This window comes from Vibrio barjaei, from assembly GCF_001639065.2.
Lineage (GTDB): Bacteria > Pseudomonadota > Gammaproteobacteria > Enterobacterales > Vibrionaceae > Vibrio > Vibrio barjaei.
Map to the genome: position 1 here is coordinate 58,683 of NZ_LQXO02000028.1, position 20,500 is coordinate 79,182.

Annotated in this window: 10 protein-coding genes; 6 read left to right on the forward strand and 4 right to left on the reverse strand. The window is 44.3% G+C overall.

The features are described from left to right. Positions 1-262: 262 nt before the first annotated feature. Positions 263-901: a pyridoxamine 5'-phosphate oxidase gene (pdxH, locus tag AWH66_RS13570; RefSeq protein WP_063602849.1), complete on the reverse strand. Its 639-nt coding sequence runs from the start codon at positions 899-901 to the stop codon at positions 263-265. A 357-nt stretch (positions 902-1,258) separates the two neighbouring features. Here pdxH and AWH66_RS13575 point away from each other — a divergent pair, with 357 nt between their 5' ends. Genes AWH66_RS13575 through AWH66_RS13590 form a run of 4 tightly spaced genes read left to right on the forward strand, consistent with a single transcriptional unit; the run spans position 1,259 to position 7,416 of the window. Next, positions 1,259-2,650: an HlyD family type I secretion periplasmic adaptor subunit gene (locus tag AWH66_RS13575; protein ID WP_063602850.1), complete on the forward strand. Its 1,392-nt coding sequence runs from the start codon at positions 1,259-1,261 to the stop codon at positions 2,648-2,650. 60 nt (positions 2,651-2,710) lie between these two features. Further along, positions 2,711-3,370: a transglutaminase-like cysteine peptidase gene (locus tag AWH66_RS13580; RefSeq protein ID WP_096994662.1), complete on the forward strand. Its 660-nt coding sequence runs from the start codon at positions 2,711-2,713 to the stop codon at positions 3,368-3,370. 6 nt (positions 3,371-3,376) lie between these two features. Beyond that, positions 3,377-5,287, forward strand: a complete 1,911-nt coding sequence (locus AWH66_RS13585) for a bifunctional diguanylate cyclase/phosphodiesterase (protein ID WP_063602851.1) — start codon at positions 3,377-3,379, stop codon at positions 5,285-5,287. A 14-nt stretch (positions 5,288-5,301) separates the two neighbouring features. Next, entirely contained in the window at positions 5,302-7,416 is a 2,115-nt protein-coding gene (locus AWH66_RS13590) for a type I secretion system permease/ATPase (RefSeq protein ID WP_063602852.1), read from the forward strand. Between the two features lie 114 nt (positions 7,417-7,530). On the opposite strand, the gene AWH66_RS13595 is transcribed toward AWH66_RS13590, so the two are convergent. Further along, a complete protein-coding gene (locus AWH66_RS13595) occupies positions 7,531-16,614 on the reverse strand; it encodes a VCBS domain-containing protein (RefSeq protein ID WP_063602853.1) in 9,084 nt (3,027 codons plus the stop codon). 238 nt (positions 16,615-16,852) lie between these two features. Next, positions 16,853-18,079, reverse strand: a complete 1,227-nt coding sequence (gltS, locus tag AWH66_RS13600; protein WP_063602854.1) for a sodium/glutamate symporter — start codon at positions 18,077-18,079, stop codon at positions 16,853-16,855. Positions 18,080-18,396: 317 nt separating this feature from the next. On the opposite strand from gltS, the gene AWH66_RS13605 reads away from it, so the two are divergent. Both AWH66_RS13605 and AWH66_RS13610 read left to right on the forward strand, forming a co-directional pair. Beyond that, positions 18,397-19,170: a DUF4344 domain-containing metallopeptidase gene (locus AWH66_RS13605; protein WP_143081512.1), complete on the forward strand. Its 774-nt coding sequence runs from the start codon at positions 18,397-18,399 to the stop codon at positions 19,168-19,170. Positions 19,171-19,190: 20 nt separating this feature from the next. After that, positions 19,191-19,577 (forward strand): thiol-disulfide oxidoreductase DCC family protein, encoded by a 387-nt coding sequence (locus AWH66_RS13610; RefSeq protein ID WP_063602856.1) that lies wholly within the window; start codon positions 19,191-19,193, stop codon positions 19,575-19,577. Positions 19,578-19,614: 37 nt separating this feature from the next. Here the strand turns inward: AWH66_RS13610 and AWH66_RS13615 are convergent, their stop codons facing one another. Beyond that, positions 19,615-20,490, reverse strand: coding sequence for an NAD(P)-dependent oxidoreductase (locus tag AWH66_RS13615; RefSeq protein WP_063602857.1), 876 nt, complete (start codon positions 20,488-20,490; stop codon positions 19,615-19,617). Positions 20,491-20,500: the final 10 nt, after the last annotated feature.

Genomic DNA, 20,500 nt, shown 5'->3' on the forward strand with positions numbered 1-20,500 from the left:
AAATGAGATTCGATCCGCCGAGTATACCCATTTCAATAGCAATTGGAAAAAGTAATCACCACCAAGCTTGTGATAACGGGCACGGAGTGATGATTTTGTATCCCGCTTAGAACTGCGAAAAAGGATCTTTACTTGATCAAGCTTCCGGAACCATGATCATGAAGCGATAAGTTACGGTGGTTGTAATTTGTGCGATATCGATGATTGAGGCATAAAAAAAGCTGCGAAAACCGCAGCTTAGAAACAATATTTGCGCTAATGGTTACGGAGCGAGTCGTTCTGCATCCCATTGACCTTGACCATCTTTACTAAACAAGAAACGATCATGCAGTCGGTGTTCACCACCTTGCCAGAATTCGATCGATTCAGGGCGAATACGATAACCACCCCAGAATGAAGGTACAGGAATTTCACCTTTAGCAAATTTCTGCTTTAGTTCTAGGAACTTACCTTCAAGTACGCCACGAGTTGAAATACGACTGCTCTGCTTACTTGCAATAGCAGCAAGTTGGCTTTCTTTGGGGCGAGAGGCGAAATACTTCATGTTTTCCATCGCCGTCAATTTCTCAGCGACACCCGTGATATGCACTTGTCGTTCTAATGGATGCCAAGGAAAGTGCAAGCTTACCTTACTGTTGTGCTCTATGTGTTGAGCTTTACGACTACCTAAGTTGGTGTAAAAAACGAAGCCTTCACTGTCCACATTTTTCAGTAACACGATGCGTTGAAACGGCATTCCGCGTTCATCAACCGTTGCCACTGTCATTGCTGTAGGATCGGTCAATTTAGCGTCGACCGCTTGTTGCAACCAAAGATTAAATTGAACAATAGGATCGCTATTCAAGTCCTTTCGACGTAACCCCCCTTGAGAATACTCTCGGCGGATATCTTCAATTCCCATAACCACTCCTCACGTTTTTCTTGAATTCTGCGCTCTAAACTACGAGAAAACAACCCGCTAACGGCATCTTATTATCGATTTTTGAATCCAATCTCCTAGTTTGTATTCGAGCTTATGACATACGCAGCCATACCAGACAAATTTTCGATAATTCATTACTTTATAAACAAGAATCCACTGCTAAACTTCTAAATACGTTAAAAACATACCGATAGATGCAATTCTTGAAATATTAGATTGTTGATAAATATGCAGGATAGATCGACTCTTTGTGGTTGAAAAGGTTACATTTCATTAACGATGGTAATAAAATCATATTATTAGATAAATCCTAGCCATCAGGATTCCGAGTTGAACATGGATAAAAAAGAATACAAAAAGGTCTCTGACGCTGAACTCGACTACATCGATGACAAAACCGCGGCCTTACTCCTTAATACCCCCACCAGTGCTCGGATTATGCTGTGGGTTATGGTGCTCTTTTTTATCAGTGCAGCAGTGTGGGCATCTTGGGCTGAAATAGACAAAGTGACGGTCGGACAAGGCAAAGTTATTCCTTCATCACAAGTACAGGTGATCCAAAACCTCGAAGGTGGACTCGTTAAAGAGATTTTGGTGAGAGAAGGTGACACGGTCAAGAAAGGTCAGCAGCTCCTGCTTATTGACGATACGCGTTTCCGCTCAGATTACCGCGAACGAGAGCAACAAGTTCTCAATTTGACCGCCAACGTCTTACAACTCTCAGCCTCCTTAACCAGTGTGGTCATCAATGAAGATGTCAAAGATAAAGAATGGAAAAAGTCGGTGACCCTAGATTTCAACAAACTCGCTTTCCCGCCTACTTTTGAAGAAGAAAACAAAGCTCTCGTTTCCAGACAACGCGCTGAATACCGTCAGGACCTCAACAAACTACGCAATGAGCTCTCTGTTATTGACCAACAAGTACGTCAAAAACAACAAGATCTGATAGAAATCCAAGCGCGCGTCCATAACCTCAGAGAAGGCTATAACCTTGCGCGTGATGAACTGAATATCACCAAGCCTCTTGCCGATGAGGGTGTTGTTCCTAAAGTCGAATTGTTAAAGCTTCAGCGTCAGGTCAATGATACTCGACGTGAGTTAACTTCCACAGAACTGAAAGTCCCAGCTTTAAAATCTGCTATTCAAGAGTCCATGCTAAGCCGCATTGATATCGCACAGAAATTCCGCTCAGAACAGCAAGAAAAGCTCAATCAAGCTCAAGATAAGCTCTCTTCTATGACTGAGTCAGCGGTAGGGTTAGAAGATCGTGTGAACCGCACCGTTGTGGTCTCTCCTGTTAATGGCACAGTTAAGACACTGAACGTCAATACTGTAGGCGGCGTTATTCAACCGGGAATGGATATCGTAGAGATAGTTCCAACGGAAGACACTTTGTTAGTAGAAGCCAAAATAGCCCCACAAGATATTGCTTTCCTAAGACCCGATCTTCATGCCATCGTGAAATTCAGTGCGTATGATTTCACCAAATACGGAGGATTGGATGGCACCTTGGAGCATATCAGTGCCGATACGACCCAAGACGAAGAAGGTAATAGCTTCTATATCGTCAGAGTAAGAACCGACAAAACCAATTTTGGACACGATGAGCAGTTACCGATCATCCCAGGTATGACAGCGTCCGTGGACATTATTACTGGTAAAAGAACGGTTCTGGATTACCTACTCAAGCCAATACTCAGTGCGCAAAACAACGCACTGAAAGAATAAAGGAATGTAGTGTTACGGATTGAGCGGACAGGAAGTCTGCAAACTAAGTTCAAAACCGCACTGTTGGTATGCGGGGTAATCACAGCTATTTCTTTGGCTGGGCACAGTGACGCCTATACCAAGCAAGAGCAGCGTTGGATAAGCACCGTAGCAAAAACGTATGGGCCTCGAGCCGGTAAACGTGTCGAAACTTGGCGCACTGTTATCGAAGATTTACAGGGTAAATCGGAGAAAGAGCAACTTGCTGGAGTGAATCAGTTTTTCAATCAACTCAACTTTGTCGACGACATACATTTATGGGGTAAGAAAGACTACTGGGCCACACCACTAGAATTTTTGGGCAGTAATGCAGGTGATTGTGAAGACTTTACTATTGCTAAGTACTTCTCACTGCTTGAACTCGGTATTCCAGACAAAAAACTGAGGCTTGTGTACGTCAAAGCCATCGAATTGAACCAATTTCACATGGTACTCGCTTACTACGAGACACCGCGTTCACAACCGCTGATTTTGGATAACCTGATTGGTGAGATTAAACCCGCTTCTAAGCGAGGCGATTTACTACCGATCTACAGCTTTAATGGTCGCAACTTGTGGACCATGAAAACCACCCAAGGCAAATTAGCCGGAAAGTCGTCGAGACTGAAATTATGGAATGATTTGCGAAGCCGAGAGCGTTCATTGACGTTAAGGAAACCTAAGGTAAATTACGACGAGTAAACAATTATGACACTATACAGACAGCTAGTGGTCGGCATGATAGCAGTATTTATTATGCTATTGACGTCGGTGTTTATCATCGAGTTCAACACGACTAAAAACTTCCTAGAGCAGCAACAACGCTCAGAGGTGAACAACACGATTAACACCGTGGGCTTAGCCTTAGCACCTTACTTGAAGACACAAGACAAGGTTGCGGTTGAATCTGTGATTAATGCGCTATTTGATGGCAGTACTTATTCCACGGTAAAACTCGTTTTCCTAGAGACCGATGAAGAGATTGTCCGCAGCTATCCAATCAAACCCAACGGAGTACCTGATTGGTTTACCAACCTGAACCTATTTACGCCCATTCATGATTCTCGCGTGGTTACTAGCGGTTGGCTACAATTGGCGGAAGTCGAAATCATCAGTCACCCCGGCGAAGCTTACGCTCAGCTTTGGCAAGCGTTTGAGCGTCTTGCTGGCGCATTCGTTGTTATCTTTACCTTAGGTTTGTTATCTATAGCCTTTATCCTGAGACGAGCTCTCACACCACTTAGAGCTATCGTAACCAAAATGGAGCAGGTAGCGAATAAGCAATTTGGTGAACCTTTGCTTCGTCCCAATACGAAAGACTTAATCGCCGTCGTTGATGGTATAAATAGCATGTCCGCGCATGTTGAAGAGTCATTCAAACAACAAGCGAAAGAAGCACAGAAGCTCCGTGAACGCGCTTATATGGATCCAGTCTCTCAACTTGGTAACCGCGCCTTCTTTATGGGTCAGCTAAATCAGTGGCTTTCAGAATCTTCGCTAGGCGGTGTGGCTATCTTACACGCTGAATTCATTAAACAAACCTACAAAGCTGATGGCTACGAGGCTGGCGATGGATTAGTAAGAGAGTTGTCTGATCTCTTATCGATGACCATCAATATTCCAAACACTGTCATTTCCCGTATATCAACCGATGAGTTTGGTTTTGTATTCCCTAATATTGATGAAAGCGAATTGAAGTTCGCGGCAAATAGCATCATTACTTGTATTCAAGATCTAAACGCCGATCCTACAGGTCTGAGCAAAGCTAACGCATCGCTAGGCGTTGTCTTTAACGAAGAGCGTAAGAACTCAACGCAAATGCTCTCCGTGCTTGATAACGCATTGACCAAAGCGAAATCCAATCCGGAAATCGATTATGGTTATATCTCTAGTGAGCATACTGGCGTCATCATGGGTAAACAGCAATGGCGTTCACTGGTAGAAGAAGCGATCAGCGACGATGCAGTGACCTTTAGGTTCCAAGCAGCAAACAGCAGTGGTGGCGAGACGTATCACCGAGAGGTGTTCTCCGCAATCGAAATGAATGGCGAACGCTATACAGCCAATCAATACCTACTCGCTTTAGAGCAGCTTGATGCCAGCCATATCTTTGATGAACACGTTATTATGTCGGTGATTAACAAGCTCGAACGAGAAGAAATGTCCGATTCAATGGCGATTAACATCACTCCAACTAGTATCGCTCAACCAAGCTTTATTCGCTGGATTAGCCAAGTGCTCGCCAAACATCGTGATATTAACGATAAACTACACTTTGAGATCCCAGAAAGCTGCTTTATCAATAATCCGCACCATACCGCACTTTTCTGTAACGCTATTCGCAATGAAGGTGCCAAGTTCGGTGTTGATAACTATGGTCGGAACTTCCAGTCACTGGAATATCTCAACGAGTTCAGACCGGATTATGTGAAACTGGATTATCTCTATACCCACCAGCTTGACGATGAGAAACAAAAATTTACGCTAACATCGATTTCGAGAACGGCGCACAATTTGGGTATTAAAACTATTGCCTCACGAGTGGAAACACAAACTCAGCTCGACTTCTTGTCTGAGCACTTTGTGGATGTATTCCAAGGCTTTATCGTGGACAAATAATAGGTGCAGAATCCATGAAGGATCCGTTACTAAACTCGCTTATCTATATCAGCCGATACTACGGCTTAGCTAATTCTCCAGAAGCATTGGTGAATGGCTTACCCCTGTCGGAAGGTAAGCTCACACCGTTCTTACTTCCTCGCTCAGCCGAGCGCGCTGGATTGGTCGCGAAAGAGAACCGCTCTGATATAGAAAAAATCCCAAGCATAGTATTCCCTGTCATACTGCTTTTAAAAGGTGGTGATGCTTGTGTACTAAACAGCATTGACTCCGATGCCAATGAAGCGGAAGTGATCACACTCGAGTCCGGCATGGTCCCCATTTCCGTTCCGCTCGAGGATTTAAGAGAACAATTCACGGGCCGCTACTTCTTGGTTAAGAAGCAGTTCCGATATGACGAGCGATCACCTGAAGTCCTAAAAACTCGCGATGGTCACTGGTTTTGGGGCACCCTGTGGGAGTCGAAACGCATCTACCGTGATGTGCTCATCGCCTCGCTACTGATCAATATATTTGCCGTTGCCGCACCACTGTTCACTCGTCTTGTTTATGACAAAGTAGTACCTAATCTAGCGTTTGAAACACTATGGGTACTGGCGGCAGGGATATTTATTGTCTTCGGGTTCGATTTAGTACTGAAGCTGATGCGCAGCTACTTTATTGATGTTGCTGGCAAAAAATCAGACATCCTGATTTCCTCTAAGCTTTTCAGCAAGGTTATGGGCATCAGAATGGAGTCACGCCCACCTTCTGTCGGTGCCTTTGCGCGTCACTTACAAGAATTTGAATCGATTCGTGAATTCTTTACGTCTGCAACGATTGCTTCGTTAATCGACTTGCCGTTTGCATTGCTATTTTTGGTGCTTATTTGGCTCATGGCGGGCAACCTTGTCATTATCCCAATCATCGGCGTGTTGATACTAATCATCTACTCAATGTTGATACAAGGGCCGCTGCGTAAAACGATTGAAGAAGGCTCACGCCTTGCTTCTCAAAAGTACGCCAACCTTATTGAAAGTTTGGCTGGCCTAGAAACCGTAAAAATCTTCGGTGCACAGAGCCAGTATCAGTATCGTTGGGAAGAAGCAGTGGCCCACATGGCAAACTGGAACATCAAAAGTAAGCGCATTACGGATGGGATTCAAAACACCGCAGGATTTGTTCAGCAATCTTCCAACATCGGAATGATCATTCTTGGTGTTTATCTTATTGCGGAGGGTGAACTCACAATGGGTGGCCTGATTGCTGCGACCATGCTAAGTAGCCGTGCTATTGGCCCTTTGGTGCAACTTTCATTGCTCTCTACACGTTACAATCAAGCGAAGTCATCTATGACCATCATTGAACAAGTAATGGCAATGCCCGACGAACAAGAAGAAGGAAAGCGCTATATTCATCGCCCAATCATCCACGGCAAAATCGAATTGGATCGCGTAACCTTTCACTACCCTGATTCTCCAATGGCGTCCATTCGAGATCTGAGCCTAACTATTGAACCTGGTGAAAAAGTCGCGATTATTGGACGTATTGGCTCAGGTAAAACCACGCTAGAGCGCCTCATCATGGGCCTGTATCAGCCTACAGAGGGTCATGTGCGAATTGACGAAACAGACATAGCTCAATTACATCACGTGGATGTACGACGCAATATAGGCTGTGTCCCGCAAGATTGTGCCCTGTTCTATGGCTCTATTCGCGATAACATTACTCTCGGAAGGCCGTTGGTCGACGACCGTGATGTTATGGATGCCGCAAACCGTGCAGGGGTGACCGTATTCACTCAGCAAGATCCTGCTGGTCTTGAACGTCAGGTTGGAGAAGGTGGTCTACTGCTATCCGGTGGTCAACGTCAAGCCGTCGCCATTGCACGAGCGTTTTTAGCTCGTCCACCTATTTTGATTATGGACGAACCGACAAGCTCAATGGATAACCGTTCCGAACTGCATATCAAGACACAGTTAAAACAGCTCAAGGAATCCGAGACTCTGATTTTAATTACTCATAAAACATCGATGCTAGATGTTGTAGACAGAGTCATCGTCATGGAGAAAGGAGCAATTATTGCTGATGGCCCTAAAGTGCAGGTGTTGAGTGATTTGAGACAAGGTAAAGTTCGCGCCGCAAGTTAAAGTCAAACTATGTATCCTCGTCCTCAATGTGTAAACACATTTCAAGACGGGACAAAAAGAGCACAAAGGCCGCAGAGATTAAACTGCGGCCTTTTTTATTGCTATACACTTGGATTAGGTGTCATGAATAATAATGATGTTGCTCAACTGCTGAACATCCAATTCAGACAACCCTGTTACACCCTCAAGTTCTATGGTGACACTCTTATCACCCTTGGTGACATTAACCAAGGTACTCGTATTATCATCGTTTTCAGTGAGTGTAATCTTGTCTCCGTCGACGGCGACATTATCTAACAGAGCTTCTAATGATGTATTACTATCCTCAAATACCTCTGACAAGTCGATAACGTCGCGGTTTCCTTCAACTTGAGAGAAGTCCGTAATCACATCATGACTGCCGTCTAGGTCACCCTCACTCCATTTGAAGGTGTCATCTCCAAGTCCACCAGTTAATACATCATTACCAAGTCCACCAGATAGAACATCGTCACCATCCGTACCATGGATAACTGTGACGCCACTGCCTCCTTGTATCGCATAGTCGACTTCTTCAGACTCGTCCACATTTCCGTTTGGCATGATATTGACGTTAACGGTTGCCGTTTCTAAGCTTGGAAGTCCATCTGAATCGATAGCTCTATAATCAAATTGATCCGCTACCTCACCATCTGTGACCTTCACACTTTGAAGCACAAAACCAGCGTCTTTGCCCTCAGCGTTAAATGGCATGATGCGCATTTCATCAAATGGTATATCAGATGCTACTTCAATAATTGCTTGATGGTCGTCGATAACGCCGTTATCCATCACGATTGGATTGTCATCTAGTAAAACACCACCGGCATACAGGTAAACAAAGACTTGAGCCGCACCATTACCGTTAGCCGCTGCACTAAATTGTCCAGTTAGACTTCCTACGCCGACAAGAGCTCTTGTCATCATGCCAGCCGTAAATTTAATGGACATAAATTCACTTTGTTTGGCTTCCGTTTCTTTCCCCTGACCTCGCTCATCATCACGCTTGGTGTAGAAACCAGATTGCTTAGCTGCACCTGCGCTATCAAAAGCTATCTCTTCCATTTCTACGCCAAGATGAGGTTTGTCACCATCGTATGTGCCTCCGGTAACAACAATGTCATTACCAAACGGCTCATCTCCTTGAGGATTATAACCCAGCGCGGAAACATCAAAACCAACTTCTAGGTCGTAAAATATATCGACACTATCTTCCACCACATCGCCAACGTCTAAGTCGAAGCGCTCACCAGAATTGCTCAGGAAATAAAGCTGACCATACTCTGGCTCCTCAGTGATTTCTACAAGAGTTGCTTTTGTATTACTAGCATCATCTTCACTATCCGTAGCAAAGTCTGCAAAGTTGAGTGGAATAGTGTCATCCGGCGCAAAAAACTCAAAATCTATGACTTCAGGAGGTGTATTTGGTGCGGACGGCTCTGGGTTATCTAAGACGATAAGGTTAATCGATTCCGAGACAACCTCATCTACCGGAGAGTAGGTACCATCCAATTCAGAGGCAATCGCTTTGATTGTAATAGGATAGGTTCCAACATCAGCCACTTTAATCTGCAGATCATTCAGGTCACTCCAATCAGATATATCGATTTCTCCAGAAGGTCCTATGATCGAAGTTTGAGTGCCGTTGCTGACAACTGCACCTTGTGGTAGCCCTTGAATCAGTAAAGTCAGTACTTCTGAACCATCGGTATCATTTAGACTGGCAGAGATATCACTAATATCAATGAAGGTATCCTCATAGCCTACATTGCTTCGTGTCGAAAGCACTATATTATCAAGTAATGCCCCATAGCTATTCTGCTCAGGTGACTCAAAGACGACTCGATAATTAAAGCTATCCAGAGTTTGGAAGAAGAGCTGTTCATCTTCAGACCAGTCTTTTACCACTAGGTTATGATCTTCTCCACTGCCATAGGAACGCAAGGTTTCCACTTCAACCCAAACACCCGGTGAGGTCTCTTTTTCAAGCTTAACATCCATCGGTGAATCGCTACGTCTAGCCGCAGCATCGAAGTTTAACTCGTAGAATTGGCCTGGAGTCCCTGCAAAGCTAGTAAATAAAGAGTCTTGTTGGCCACTACGCCCTTCTATTTCAAAGATCTGGTTTTGCTCACCATTCCCCAGATAAACGCCTTCTTTACCGACTTCGCCTCTATTTGTAATAACGCCCCAATCACCACTATTTAAGCCATCAGGAGTATCGACACTGAGTTGCGCTCCACTAATATTGCCTTTCCAGCTGCTATTACCCAGATTAACATTTTCAAAATTGATTGCAGAAACAATGTCCTCGCCGGACACAATTAATGTTGGGCTATCTGTTACTGGTCGGACTGTAACCGCTAAATCATGCTGCTCTACCACATTATCATTTGCATCACGACCGGACACCGACAAAGTGAAATCGACATCGCTATCTTGTGGTGGCTTAATGGATAAATTAGCTAATTGTGATGGCATAATATTTGCCGCATTGTTGGTCACGACTATCTCATCAGTACCTGAGAATAAGGTTGCTCCTTCAGGAATACCACTAATCACAACTTCTGTTGCATCACTGTTCGCAGGCAGTTGTATATCCAACGCAATCTTGTTGTCTTCATCACCAATCGCGGCGGCAACAACTAGATCAGCGATTGCAGTAAAGTTAATGGTAGAAACTGCTGTATTTGATGGTTGCATTGCATCATCAAATGTCGTGATTTCAATGACTCTGTCCTCATCATCCGGAGATTGTGAGGAGTTGGAGAATTCAATTAGCTGAATAGCAGCCTCATAATCGGCAGGTGTTGCTTCTCCGCTTAAAGTGATTTTAATTGCACCAGAATCGAGTACTTCTGTTGTATAACTAATCCCACTAAGCAGCGGGTTAGTCGCACCATCAATCCCAAAATTGTCACCCGCTTTTGGATTGGTAAAGACAATTTCGGCCTCATGAATGACATTTTTCTCGTCAAAAATGGTGATGTCACTATCGACAACCTCAATAGCACTATCACCTTCTTGGTAGTTCGTATCGAAGCCTGTACCGTCAGCACTCAAGTCAAGATCGAGCGTTGGTGGCATATTGTTTTCACGCTCATCAACGATGGTTACAATAGATTCAGAACTTTCACCTTCATCGGAGTCAACTGCTTTGTATTTAAAACTGTCGTTCAGGGCAGTTTCTAGATAGCGTAACTCCCAGTTACCTCGGCCATCAGTACCAACGCTTACTCCCGCAATTAAGGCTCCTTCTTCGACATCGCCTAAATCATCAATTGAGAAGCTCAGCTCATGGAATAAAACGTCATTTCCTGACGTATCTTTTTGTACATCAGGTGTGTAATTGACGGTATCGCCATTACTGAGTGTGACCTTAATCGTAACAGCCGATTCGTTTTGGCCACCTAAGCCACTATAGAAATAGCCTCCCATGCCATCTAAGCCAAGGGTGACGTGTGTGGCTGGACGATCCGCAAAGTTGATAGATAACAGCTCACCTTCATTAATACCTTGGCCGCCACCAATACCTAAGCCATGACCAACATGATTATCTTGGACATCACCTCGATACTGAGTGAGATTGCCTTTGTTACTGTTAATGGTGATATTGTCTGTGCTGCCGTCACTGTTAGAGAGCTCTAATACTCGATTCTTACCATCGACTTCAGTACCCCAGTTGTAAAACTCATCTTGAGTGCTTTCCATATCACTTGATGTTGGCACTACTTTGGTACCAAGGATAAAGCCTTGAGCATCTGAATCAGGCTCATAGGTTATCTTAGTTGGATCAAACGTATCACCGTTGGCGACATTTGTTTGAGTGATTTCCTCGCCATCATGATAGAGAGTACCGCCAATCGGAAGCTCCGTAATTTTGACTTGCACTTGCTGACCATTCATATCATCTTCGATGTCGGAGATATGATCAGTTCCATCGCCTTCAATAGAGCCCGTTCCGGTATCAAAAATGACGGAAACAGGATCGTTACCCGACACGCTAAAGCTAAAGTCTTCCGACTCAGGTAGATCGTTGACTGGTACAACCGCTATTGTTGATGTTGCAGTGTTCGATCCCACACCTTGATCATCAAATACTTGAATGGTTATTGAGCGAGGATCAGTATTGGGGTCTTCGCTGTCATTACTAAATTCGAGAAGTTGAAGTGCTGCTTCGTAATCTTCCGCTGTCCCTTCACCACTTATGGTTAAGATTAGAGCCCCTGCAACAGTGCTTGAAATGTAGCTTAAGCCATTTGGTAATGTACCATTAACAACAAAAGAGTCATTCGCTTGAGGGTTAGTGAGTTTAATTTCTGCACTGGTGATAACGTCAATGTCATCAGTAATGTCCATATCGCTATCAACGACTTTAATCGGAGCGTCCCCTTCCGTGAAAGTCGCGGCATAGCCAGTGCCGCTTTCACTCGTATCCAAATCTAGAATTGGAGCATCATTATCATTGTCACCACCAGGTTGCCCATCTATCTGACCATCGTCAGAGATAGTGGCATCAGCTGATACGCCAACGTTACCGTTGACGGTAACACCCGCTGGCTCTGTTACTTTTAACGTAAAGTTTTCATCCTGCTCATAGACATCGTTATCTTGGATACCTACTTGGATATTAACGTTGGTAACCCCAGCAGGAATGGTGATCTCACCATTAACGATCGGCAGTGGAACATCAGTACTTCCATCGTTATAGCTCGCCGTCGTGGTAGAGAAATCATCATCTTCGGTGTCTACATCGATTCGATCGAGCGCTACCGTAAGAGCAATATCAGAAGGATTACTTAAAGACAGAGTGAACGGAACACTTCCTGCGTCTTCGCTCACTTCCCCACCACCAGTCAGTGAAAGGGTAATTGGATCGTTATCTAGAATATCTCCAGCGGCAGATTGACCATCGACTACCAGAGTAAAGCCTTCATCACCCTCATAACGATTATCATCGATTGTAGGCAACGTAATCGTAAATTCAGAAACGTTAACAGGAACTTCAAGCTCTCCGGTCACCTCGTTGTAAGTGACCCCATTGCTGAAGGTCATAGTCGATGGGTCAACATCATTAGCTGAAGCCTCATCGCCATTAGCGCCAAACTCAATGTCAAAGAAAGTCTTCACATTGGTAGAACCGTCCAGAGTCACGTTATAGGAGAAGCTCTCCCCTTCTTCAACACTAGCCGTACCTATCTCAAACCCGCTGACTGAAATCGGTCCAGGGTTGACAAGAACATTCACTGTTGCAGTGTCAAAGCCACCTTTATCGTCGGTAATTTGGTACTGGAACTCAGTGCGACCCGCAAAGCCTTCAGGCAAATCGAAAATGACATTATCACCTTCAATACGCGCATCACCTTGCGTCTCACCGAATACGTAAGTAATACGAATATCATCACCATCCACTGCATCGTCGTTAGATAAAAGCTCTGAAAGCGGAATGACGACAGGTTCATCATGGTCAAAGACATAAGCGCCCGCACCGACCACTTCAATACCCTGAAGGAAATAATCGGAAGAGTCAGTACCACGTGCAGGACCACCTGTAAAATCAACGGACTCAAATACCAATTTGTCGTAGGCAAAACCGCCCGTTTCAATATCAAACGTGCCTTTATTACCTGACTCGTTATGGAAATAATCACTGGCAACCAGAGTGTCGCCTAAATAAGCACTCCACTTACCTTGTTCATGACTGCCTACACCACCCTCATTAGCGAACAAATTGGTTACAGAAAAAGCCCCATCTACAGCTGGCTCTTTAAGTGTGATAATGAGCTGCTCAGACTCTTCTTCATTTCGGTTATATTGAATTTGAGATTCAGGGCCACCGTTGGTAGTGCCATCAGGAATACCAATACGGTCAGTGCCGTCGATATTGTAGTTAACAGTTTGGCCATCATATTTCGCCTGAATGCTGTCAACCATATCCCAACCTTGATCGCCCGATCCCATATCACCTTGAACAAGGCTATAAGACTCTGGATCATCAATCGCATCGGGTGCTAGGTTGGTACGTTGATCATCGATAGTCACTGTTGATTCATCACTATATGCGCCATCAGAATCAAGTGCTTTATAATCAAAGGAGTCTTCTAAACTAGTCTCTAGGTATCTTAGTTCCCAGTTTCCATTACCTTCAGTTCCAACCGTGACACCATATATTTGTAACCCTTCCGCGCCAGAAAGGTCATCGATTGATATCGTAATATCTAAATCAAGATCGCTATTACCAGACGTCGTCTTTTGAATCGGATCTAGAACTCTCGTAGAACCGTCGCTTAAGGTAACGGTAACGAGTACTGATGACTCGTTGGCATTGTTGAGGTTTTCATCAAAATAGCCACCTAGACCATCTAGTCCTAATGTCACTGAAGTGGCTGGTCTCTCGGAGAAATCAATCGAAATAGTCTCTCCCTCATTGATGCCTTGTCCGCCACCGACACCAAGACCAAATCCAACGTGATTAGCGTCTCCCCGGTACTGAGTTAGATCCCCGCCAGTTGAGGTAATCCTGATCGAGTCATCACCCAAAGTTAAAATACGTTCTCCAGGATTATCACCAGGAGAGCCCCAGTTTAAGAAATCTGTTTGCGAACTGGCTTCGCTGTCCAACCCTTGCGAATCTTTAACACCTAAAACAAAGCCTTGAGCACTTTCATCAGGTAGATAGGAAATATTATCTGGATTAAACGGAGTGCCGTTAGCCCCTCCTTCGACATGGAGGTCAGCTTCAACAATCGCTCGAGTTTCACCGTTTTCAGTGTAGAGAAGTGTACCGCCTAAAGGCAGCTCAGTGATTACAACTGACAGTGACTTTCCATCAGTGGTACTACGATCATCTTCATAGTCGGAGATATGGTCGGTTCCATCACCCTCAATCGAACCTTCGCCAGTATCAAAAATGACGGGAATCGCATCATCTCCGGAAAGTGTGATTGAGAAATTTTCGGAGTCAGGTCTATCATTGGTACCGTTGATAGTAATTGTTACCACTTCAGTGTCAGTTGCTCCCCACTCATCTTCAACGATGACGTCAAAGGTAATTGGCAATGTCTCACCTTGAGCCAGCTTCTGAACGGCGTCTGATTCGTTATCTAAAACAAATTTCCACTCCCCCGTTTTTGGGTCAGTGATAACGAACTGACCGTACTGTGAGGTACCATCAGTAACTGAGAAAGTAAGGTCGTGCCCAGTATCTACATCATTAGCAACTATGGTCCCCGTTGCTTCAGGTGACCCTACATTGATGCCACCAGACTCAGTAACTGCACCCGTAAGGTCGCTTTCGTCTTCGTCAATTACTGGTGCATCATTGCTGCCTTTGACAACAATTCGAATCGTCTGCTCAACACTAGCACCATGTTCATCTTCCACGACTACCGTGTATTCAAGACGTTTCTTCTCACCTTCTGCCAACGCATCGGTCGTAGGCAGATCATCCTTCAGCTCGTAACGCCAGTCACCTGTTTCTTCATCAACACTGAATGTGCCGTAAGTGGTGTCTGCTGGCTCTTTGAGTGTGAAACTCAGCTCCGCTCCATTATCGACATCCGACGCATCAATAAAACCTGTTGTGACAGCTTTACCATTGTCATCATCACCTGCTTCACGAACTCGACCTTTACTGTCAACATCGTCTATGACTGGTACATCATTCGTCCCTTTAACAGTCACCGAGATAATTTGAGTAACCACAGCGCCCTGTTCGTCTTCAACTTGAACGGTAAAACTCAGAGGAACTTCGTCACCTTCAGCTAACGCTTCTACGGCATCAGCTTCGTTATCAATAACAAAACTCCATAAGCCATCGCTAGTGATACTGAACGTGCCGTACGGGTTGCTAACGTCGCCTACTGGGCTCCACGTTAGGTTAGAAGAATCCACATCTGTCGCTGAAAGTTGACCACCTGTACTTGGCGCTCCGGCATCCTCAGTACCATTGTCAAAATGCCCAGACTCTCTGACTTCACCTTCCGTTACCAATTCGGAGTCAATTACTGGCTTGTCATTCGTACCTTGGATATTGACAACAATCGTTTGAAAGACATCGACGCCTTGGTCGTCAGTGACTTTGACTTTGAATTCAAGAGAAGTTGATTGCCCTTCTCGTAAGGCTTGAACTTCATCTGCAGTGTTATCAAGTTCAAATGTCCAGAGGCCAGCTTCTGTAATCGAAAAATCTCCATATGCAGAAGACATATCGCCGTCTTCCGACCAAACCAAACTTTCGATTGGAGAGTCTACATCTGTGGCGTTCAACTGTCCGCTCACCGATGCCGTTCCTATGTTCTCTGAACCGTCATCATTGTGTCCAGCTTCGACAACGTCACCACTGATTTCGCTATTTGCACTGATAACAGGTTTATCGTTAGTGCCACTAATAGTGATTACAAATGGCTGTGACGTAGAGGAATTTAGGGGGTCGGTGACTTGGACGGTAAAGGAGAGTGTCACAGTATCATTGACGTTTAAAGCTTGTGTGGCATCGGAATCGTTATTTAAACGGAAAGTCCATTCTCCATTGTCGGCGAGCTCAAACTCGCCGTAGTCAGAAAGATTTTCCGGAGTAGAAGTCACACTCCAAGTCAAAGTTCCATCGTCAAATTCAAGGTCGGTTGCTGAAAGCTGGCCGGTCAGCTCAGCAGTACCATCAAAATCGCTACCATCAGAGTTATGACCTGCTTCCACTGCGTTTCCAGCTAGAGCTTCACTAAGAATTTGCGGTGCTGAGTTGACGAGAATCTGAAGAAGTGTATTCGATTGCGTTGCGGTTAGCCCTTGCGCCTCAAGACCAGATGTGTCGAACTGAGTTTTAGCCAGCGTTTGCGAACCATCACGTTCAATAGCACCTGTAGTCGTTGGGCTTGAACCATTCGCTTCACCTGCAGCGGTAGCTTGATCTTCATTTTGAGTCGGGTCTTCTCCGGCCTCAATGGCAGCGATGATTTCTTCGGCATCTATATCAGAAACATCTATCTCTTGGCTTTCACCCTCTTCTTGAATCAATACAAGGTTTATATCCTCGCCCACTTCTGTATCGTTCAAAACGTTGATGACAACGTCTCCCGGTCTAGGTTCACTTCCCTCCGGAAGAATGGTGAGTTTTCCTTGAGCATCTATTACTAACGTACCAGACACTTTTGCTAACCCAAATAGAGACAACGCACTCATGATTTACTCCTTGAATTGCTCCCGACGCCAGGAAGCAATATCTTTTATCAGTTCTAGCCAGCCTTGCTTGCGCGAATGGACATACTAGCCCAAGCTCGAAATTTTACTTTTATTTTACATTTAGATATCAGATAAATTGACGAAATGAAACTTTTTGGGGAAGTATTTTTAGTTTGTCTCAAAAACGAAAAAAGTCTCGCAAATACGAGACTTTTCGGGAAGAGTTTTAAGCTTAATCTTAGCCGATTACTGTGATAAATCCTTGTAGGATGATTAGGTTCACAATGTCGATGAAAAATGCCCCAACAATAGGCACGACCATAAAGGCTTGAGGAGATGGTCCGAATCGATTAACGATGGACCCCATATTCATAACTGCAGTCGGCGTAGCCCCTAAACCAAACCCACAGTGCCCACCGGCTATGACGGCTCCATCGTAGTTTTTGCCCATTACTCTAAACGTAATGTAATAAGCAAACAGCCCCAAAATAACAGACTGCACGGCGAGTATGATTAAGAAAGGAATCGCCAGATCAAAGATGTTCCATAGCTGAAGGCTCATCAATGCCATTGCTAAGAAAAGCGATAACGACACTGTACCGAGAATATCGACCGTTTCTGCATCCACTTTATAACTTTTGGTTACTTCACAGATGTTGGTAATGAACACACCGATAAATAACGCATAAACAAAGTCCGGTATCATTAACCAAGATATTTCAAATGTATTAACCCACGCATGTAAATACTTTGCTCCAGTCACACAAATGAGTAAGATAAACAGAACTTCAATAACCTTCTTAGCAGTCACTCGATCTCTTTCGTACTCGTTATAGGTTACCAATTCAGGGAAGCGCTCATGAGTATCATTGCCTCGGCCATACTCTGACTCGAAGTTATTCTTATCGATTAGTCGTTGTGCGACAGGACTACCAATAATACCGCCGATAATTAGACCAAAGGTTGCAGAAGCCATAGCAATTTCTAGTGTGTTGCTGATGCCGTACGTCTCGGTAAAGGTTTGAGCCCAAGCAGCCCCGGTACCATGTCCGCCCGACAGGGTAATAGAACCTGCAATTAATCCCATTAACGGCTCTAAGCCGAGCATAGTGGCTAATCCAACTCCGACACTATTCTGGATAATAATATATACCGATGCGACCGCTAAAAAGACAAAGACTTTAGCGCCACCTTTCATCAGTTGGGTGTAGTTAGCCGCCAGTCCAACGGTGCTAAAAAACATCAACATAAATGTTTTCTGCAAGGGTAACGAGAACTCAAGATTAACGTTGTTAAAGTGTAAAACCGTAATGATAAGGGCAACGATTAATCCACCAACGATAGGTTCGGGGATGTTGTATTTTTTTAGAACAGGGAGCTTACTATTAATGATGTGTCCCAGAAAAAGAACGCTGATAGCGATCAAAAAAGATTCTAACGTGCCAACAGAGATGGTGTTGTTCATATAACCTCTTTTTTTGCTTTATCGCTCATCTTCCTTAATGAGGTTCGACTAAATTGTAAAGTGTAGTAGAAATAGAATAGATGGCGACTCGCTTTACGCAGACACCAAACGACCTTGTTTAGACTATCTATCACTTCTTAAGGTGCCGGGAAGAATCGGCAAATATGTGGCCATAGTTAATCAACAGAAACACTGTTAACCTATTGGCTACATTGAGTTTATGAATATAAAAAGAAGAACTACACTAAATTAATCGCGCAGTGTACCACAGACAGGCCATTGCGACTAATTGAACCATCGAATATATGGATAACGGAATGAAATCTATACTAACAAGGACTGTTTTTTCAGTCGCTCTATTGGCACCATTCACTGCAATAAGCGCAGTCAATATTAGCTATGGCGATACAAATACAACGTCAGAACAACAAGCGAAAACTGCAATCGATCAAAGCAAAATAAATGAGCTGGTGGTTCAGCTCTCAGATGCTTACTTTCCATTTAACAACGACCTAACGATTCAATATGGCGGTGATGACGGACCACTTTACGATCCTCAAGCTCATGTCGTGCATATTCCGTATGCATTCTATACCGACTCACTCAACTACTTTTTAAACAACGATTACCAAAAGAAATTTGGCAAACCAGCTAAGGATGGAGCGCTTGATACTCTGCTTCATACTTTGTTGCATGAAGCAGGACATGCTTACGTCGCGGATCATGGCATTCCTATTCTAGGTAAAGAAGAAGATGCCGTAGATAACTTTGCGGCAGTGTTAATGCTCAACTACGTAGAAAATGGTGCCGATGCCACTATCAGCGCTGCAGATATGTTTTCCTTTGAATCCGAAGACCGGCCCGACTATTACGATTTTGCCGAGTATATCGGTGAGCATAGTTTTGATCTACAACGTTATTTCAGCACACTTTGTCTAGTATATGGTAGTGACCCAGAGAACCATGCCACGCTTCTGGATGAGATAGAAGAAGACTATAGAGAGGAGCAAAAAGATAAATGTGAAATGACTTTCCAACAGATCGATATGAACTGGAAACAAGTATTAGGAATAAAAGAAGACAAAAGCTAAAAACAAAGAAGGGAATTGATATGTCGACCCAACTTATCGTGTTTTTTGATGGAACGTGCCCGCTTTGTGTCAAAGAAATGCAATCTCTAAAGCATCATGACAAAGCACTAGCCATTAAACTTATCGACATTTTCTCTACAGAGTTTGAGGCCTTTCCTAATATCGATCCTAAAGAAGCATCAGAGCGCCTTCATGCCTACGATACAGAAGGAAAATTGCTTCTCGGTTTGGACGTTACTCATAGAGCATGGAGCCTAGTAGGAAAACCCTATCTATATGGATTCACACGATGGCCACTCTTCAAGCCTATTTGCGACTGGGCGTACCTGAAATTTGCTCGTAATCGCTACCAAATATCGGGCTGGCTAACTGGAAAGAAACGATGTGAGCGGTGTCGGCTTGATTAGTCGACTACCGCTCAACGCTTCATTTACACTGTAAACGTTACGATTCAGCGTCTTTGCGAACTGCTTTAAGTAAAACAGACGTATCTGAACGATTTTCACCTTGCGAAGAGAGTGCTTTGTATCTTTCGACCGTCTGTTCCGTCAGTGGAAGTCGAATGCCCTGACGAGCACCTTCATCCAAACAAAAACCGAGATCTTTAATCATCCAATCGATGGCAAAGCCAAAGTCAAACTTATCTTCATCCATGGTTTTGGCACGGTTTTCCATCTGCCAAGAACCCGCCGCACCATTTTTCAAGCAATCAACTAATGAAGGAATATCTAAGCCACTCTTTTGTGCGAGTATTAATCCCTCAGACAACCCTGTTAGAACACCAGCGATACATACTTGGTTAACCATTTTTGCTCGCTGTCCTTGACCAACAGTCCCCATCAAGACCGATGACTTACCATAAGCATCAAATACTGGCTGCAAAGCGGTAAAAGTTGCTTGTTCGCCACCGCACATGATGGTCAGCACACCATTTTCTGCGCCAGCCTGTCCTCCAGATACGGGAGCGTCCATAAAACGGACACCCACTTTATCGCACGCAGCTCCAAGCTCTTCTGCCAACTGTGCTGATGTAGTCGTATGATCAACGAGAATAGCCCCTTTCTTCATGCTCGCAATGGCACCTGTCGCGGATGTGGTCATCTGTCTAACGTCATCATCGTTGCCAACGCATACCGCCACCACATCGGCGTCTTTAACACAATCCACCACTGTTTCATGATATCGACCATTGTATTCTTCCGCCCAGCGTTTCGCTTTTTCTGTAGTGCGATTAAATACGCAAACCTCAAATCCTGCTTTAGCCAAATGACCAGCCATTGGGTATCCCATAACGCCTAATCCAATAAAACTAACTTTCATTTGTACTCCT

Excerpts from the sequence above, each read along its gene's own strand:
- AWH66_RS13610 (WP_063602856.1), top strand. The coding sequence starts at position 19,191 with ATGTCGACCCAACTTATCGTGTTTTTTGATGGAACGTGCCCGCTTTGT.
- AWH66_RS13595 (WP_063602853.1), bottom strand. The coding sequence starts at position 16,614 with ATGAGTGCGTTGTCTCTATTTGGGTTAGCAAAAGTGTCTGGTACGTTA.
- AWH66_RS13615 (WP_063602857.1), bottom strand. The coding sequence starts at position 20,490 with ATGAAAGTTAGTTTTATTGGATTAGGCGTTATGGGATACCCAATGGCT.
- AWH66_RS13585 (WP_063602851.1), top strand. The coding sequence starts at position 3,377 with ATGACACTATACAGACAGCTAGTGGTCGGCATGATAGCAGTATTTATT.
- pdxH (WP_063602849.1), bottom strand. The coding sequence starts at position 901 with ATGGGAATTGAAGATATCCGCCGAGAGTATTCTCAAGGGGGGTTACGT.
- AWH66_RS13590 (WP_063602852.1), top strand. The coding sequence starts at position 5,302 with ATGAAGGATCCGTTACTAAACTCGCTTATCTATATCAGCCGATACTAC.
- AWH66_RS13605 (WP_143081512.1), top strand. The coding sequence starts at position 18,397 with ATGAAATCTATACTAACAAGGACTGTTTTTTCAGTCGCTCTATTGGCA.
- gltS (WP_063602854.1), bottom strand. The coding sequence starts at position 18,079 with ATGAACAACACCATCTCTGTTGGCACGTTAGAATCTTTTTTGATCGCT.
- AWH66_RS13575 (WP_063602850.1), top strand. The coding sequence starts at position 1,259 with ATGGATAAAAAAGAATACAAAAAGGTCTCTGACGCTGAACTCGACTAC.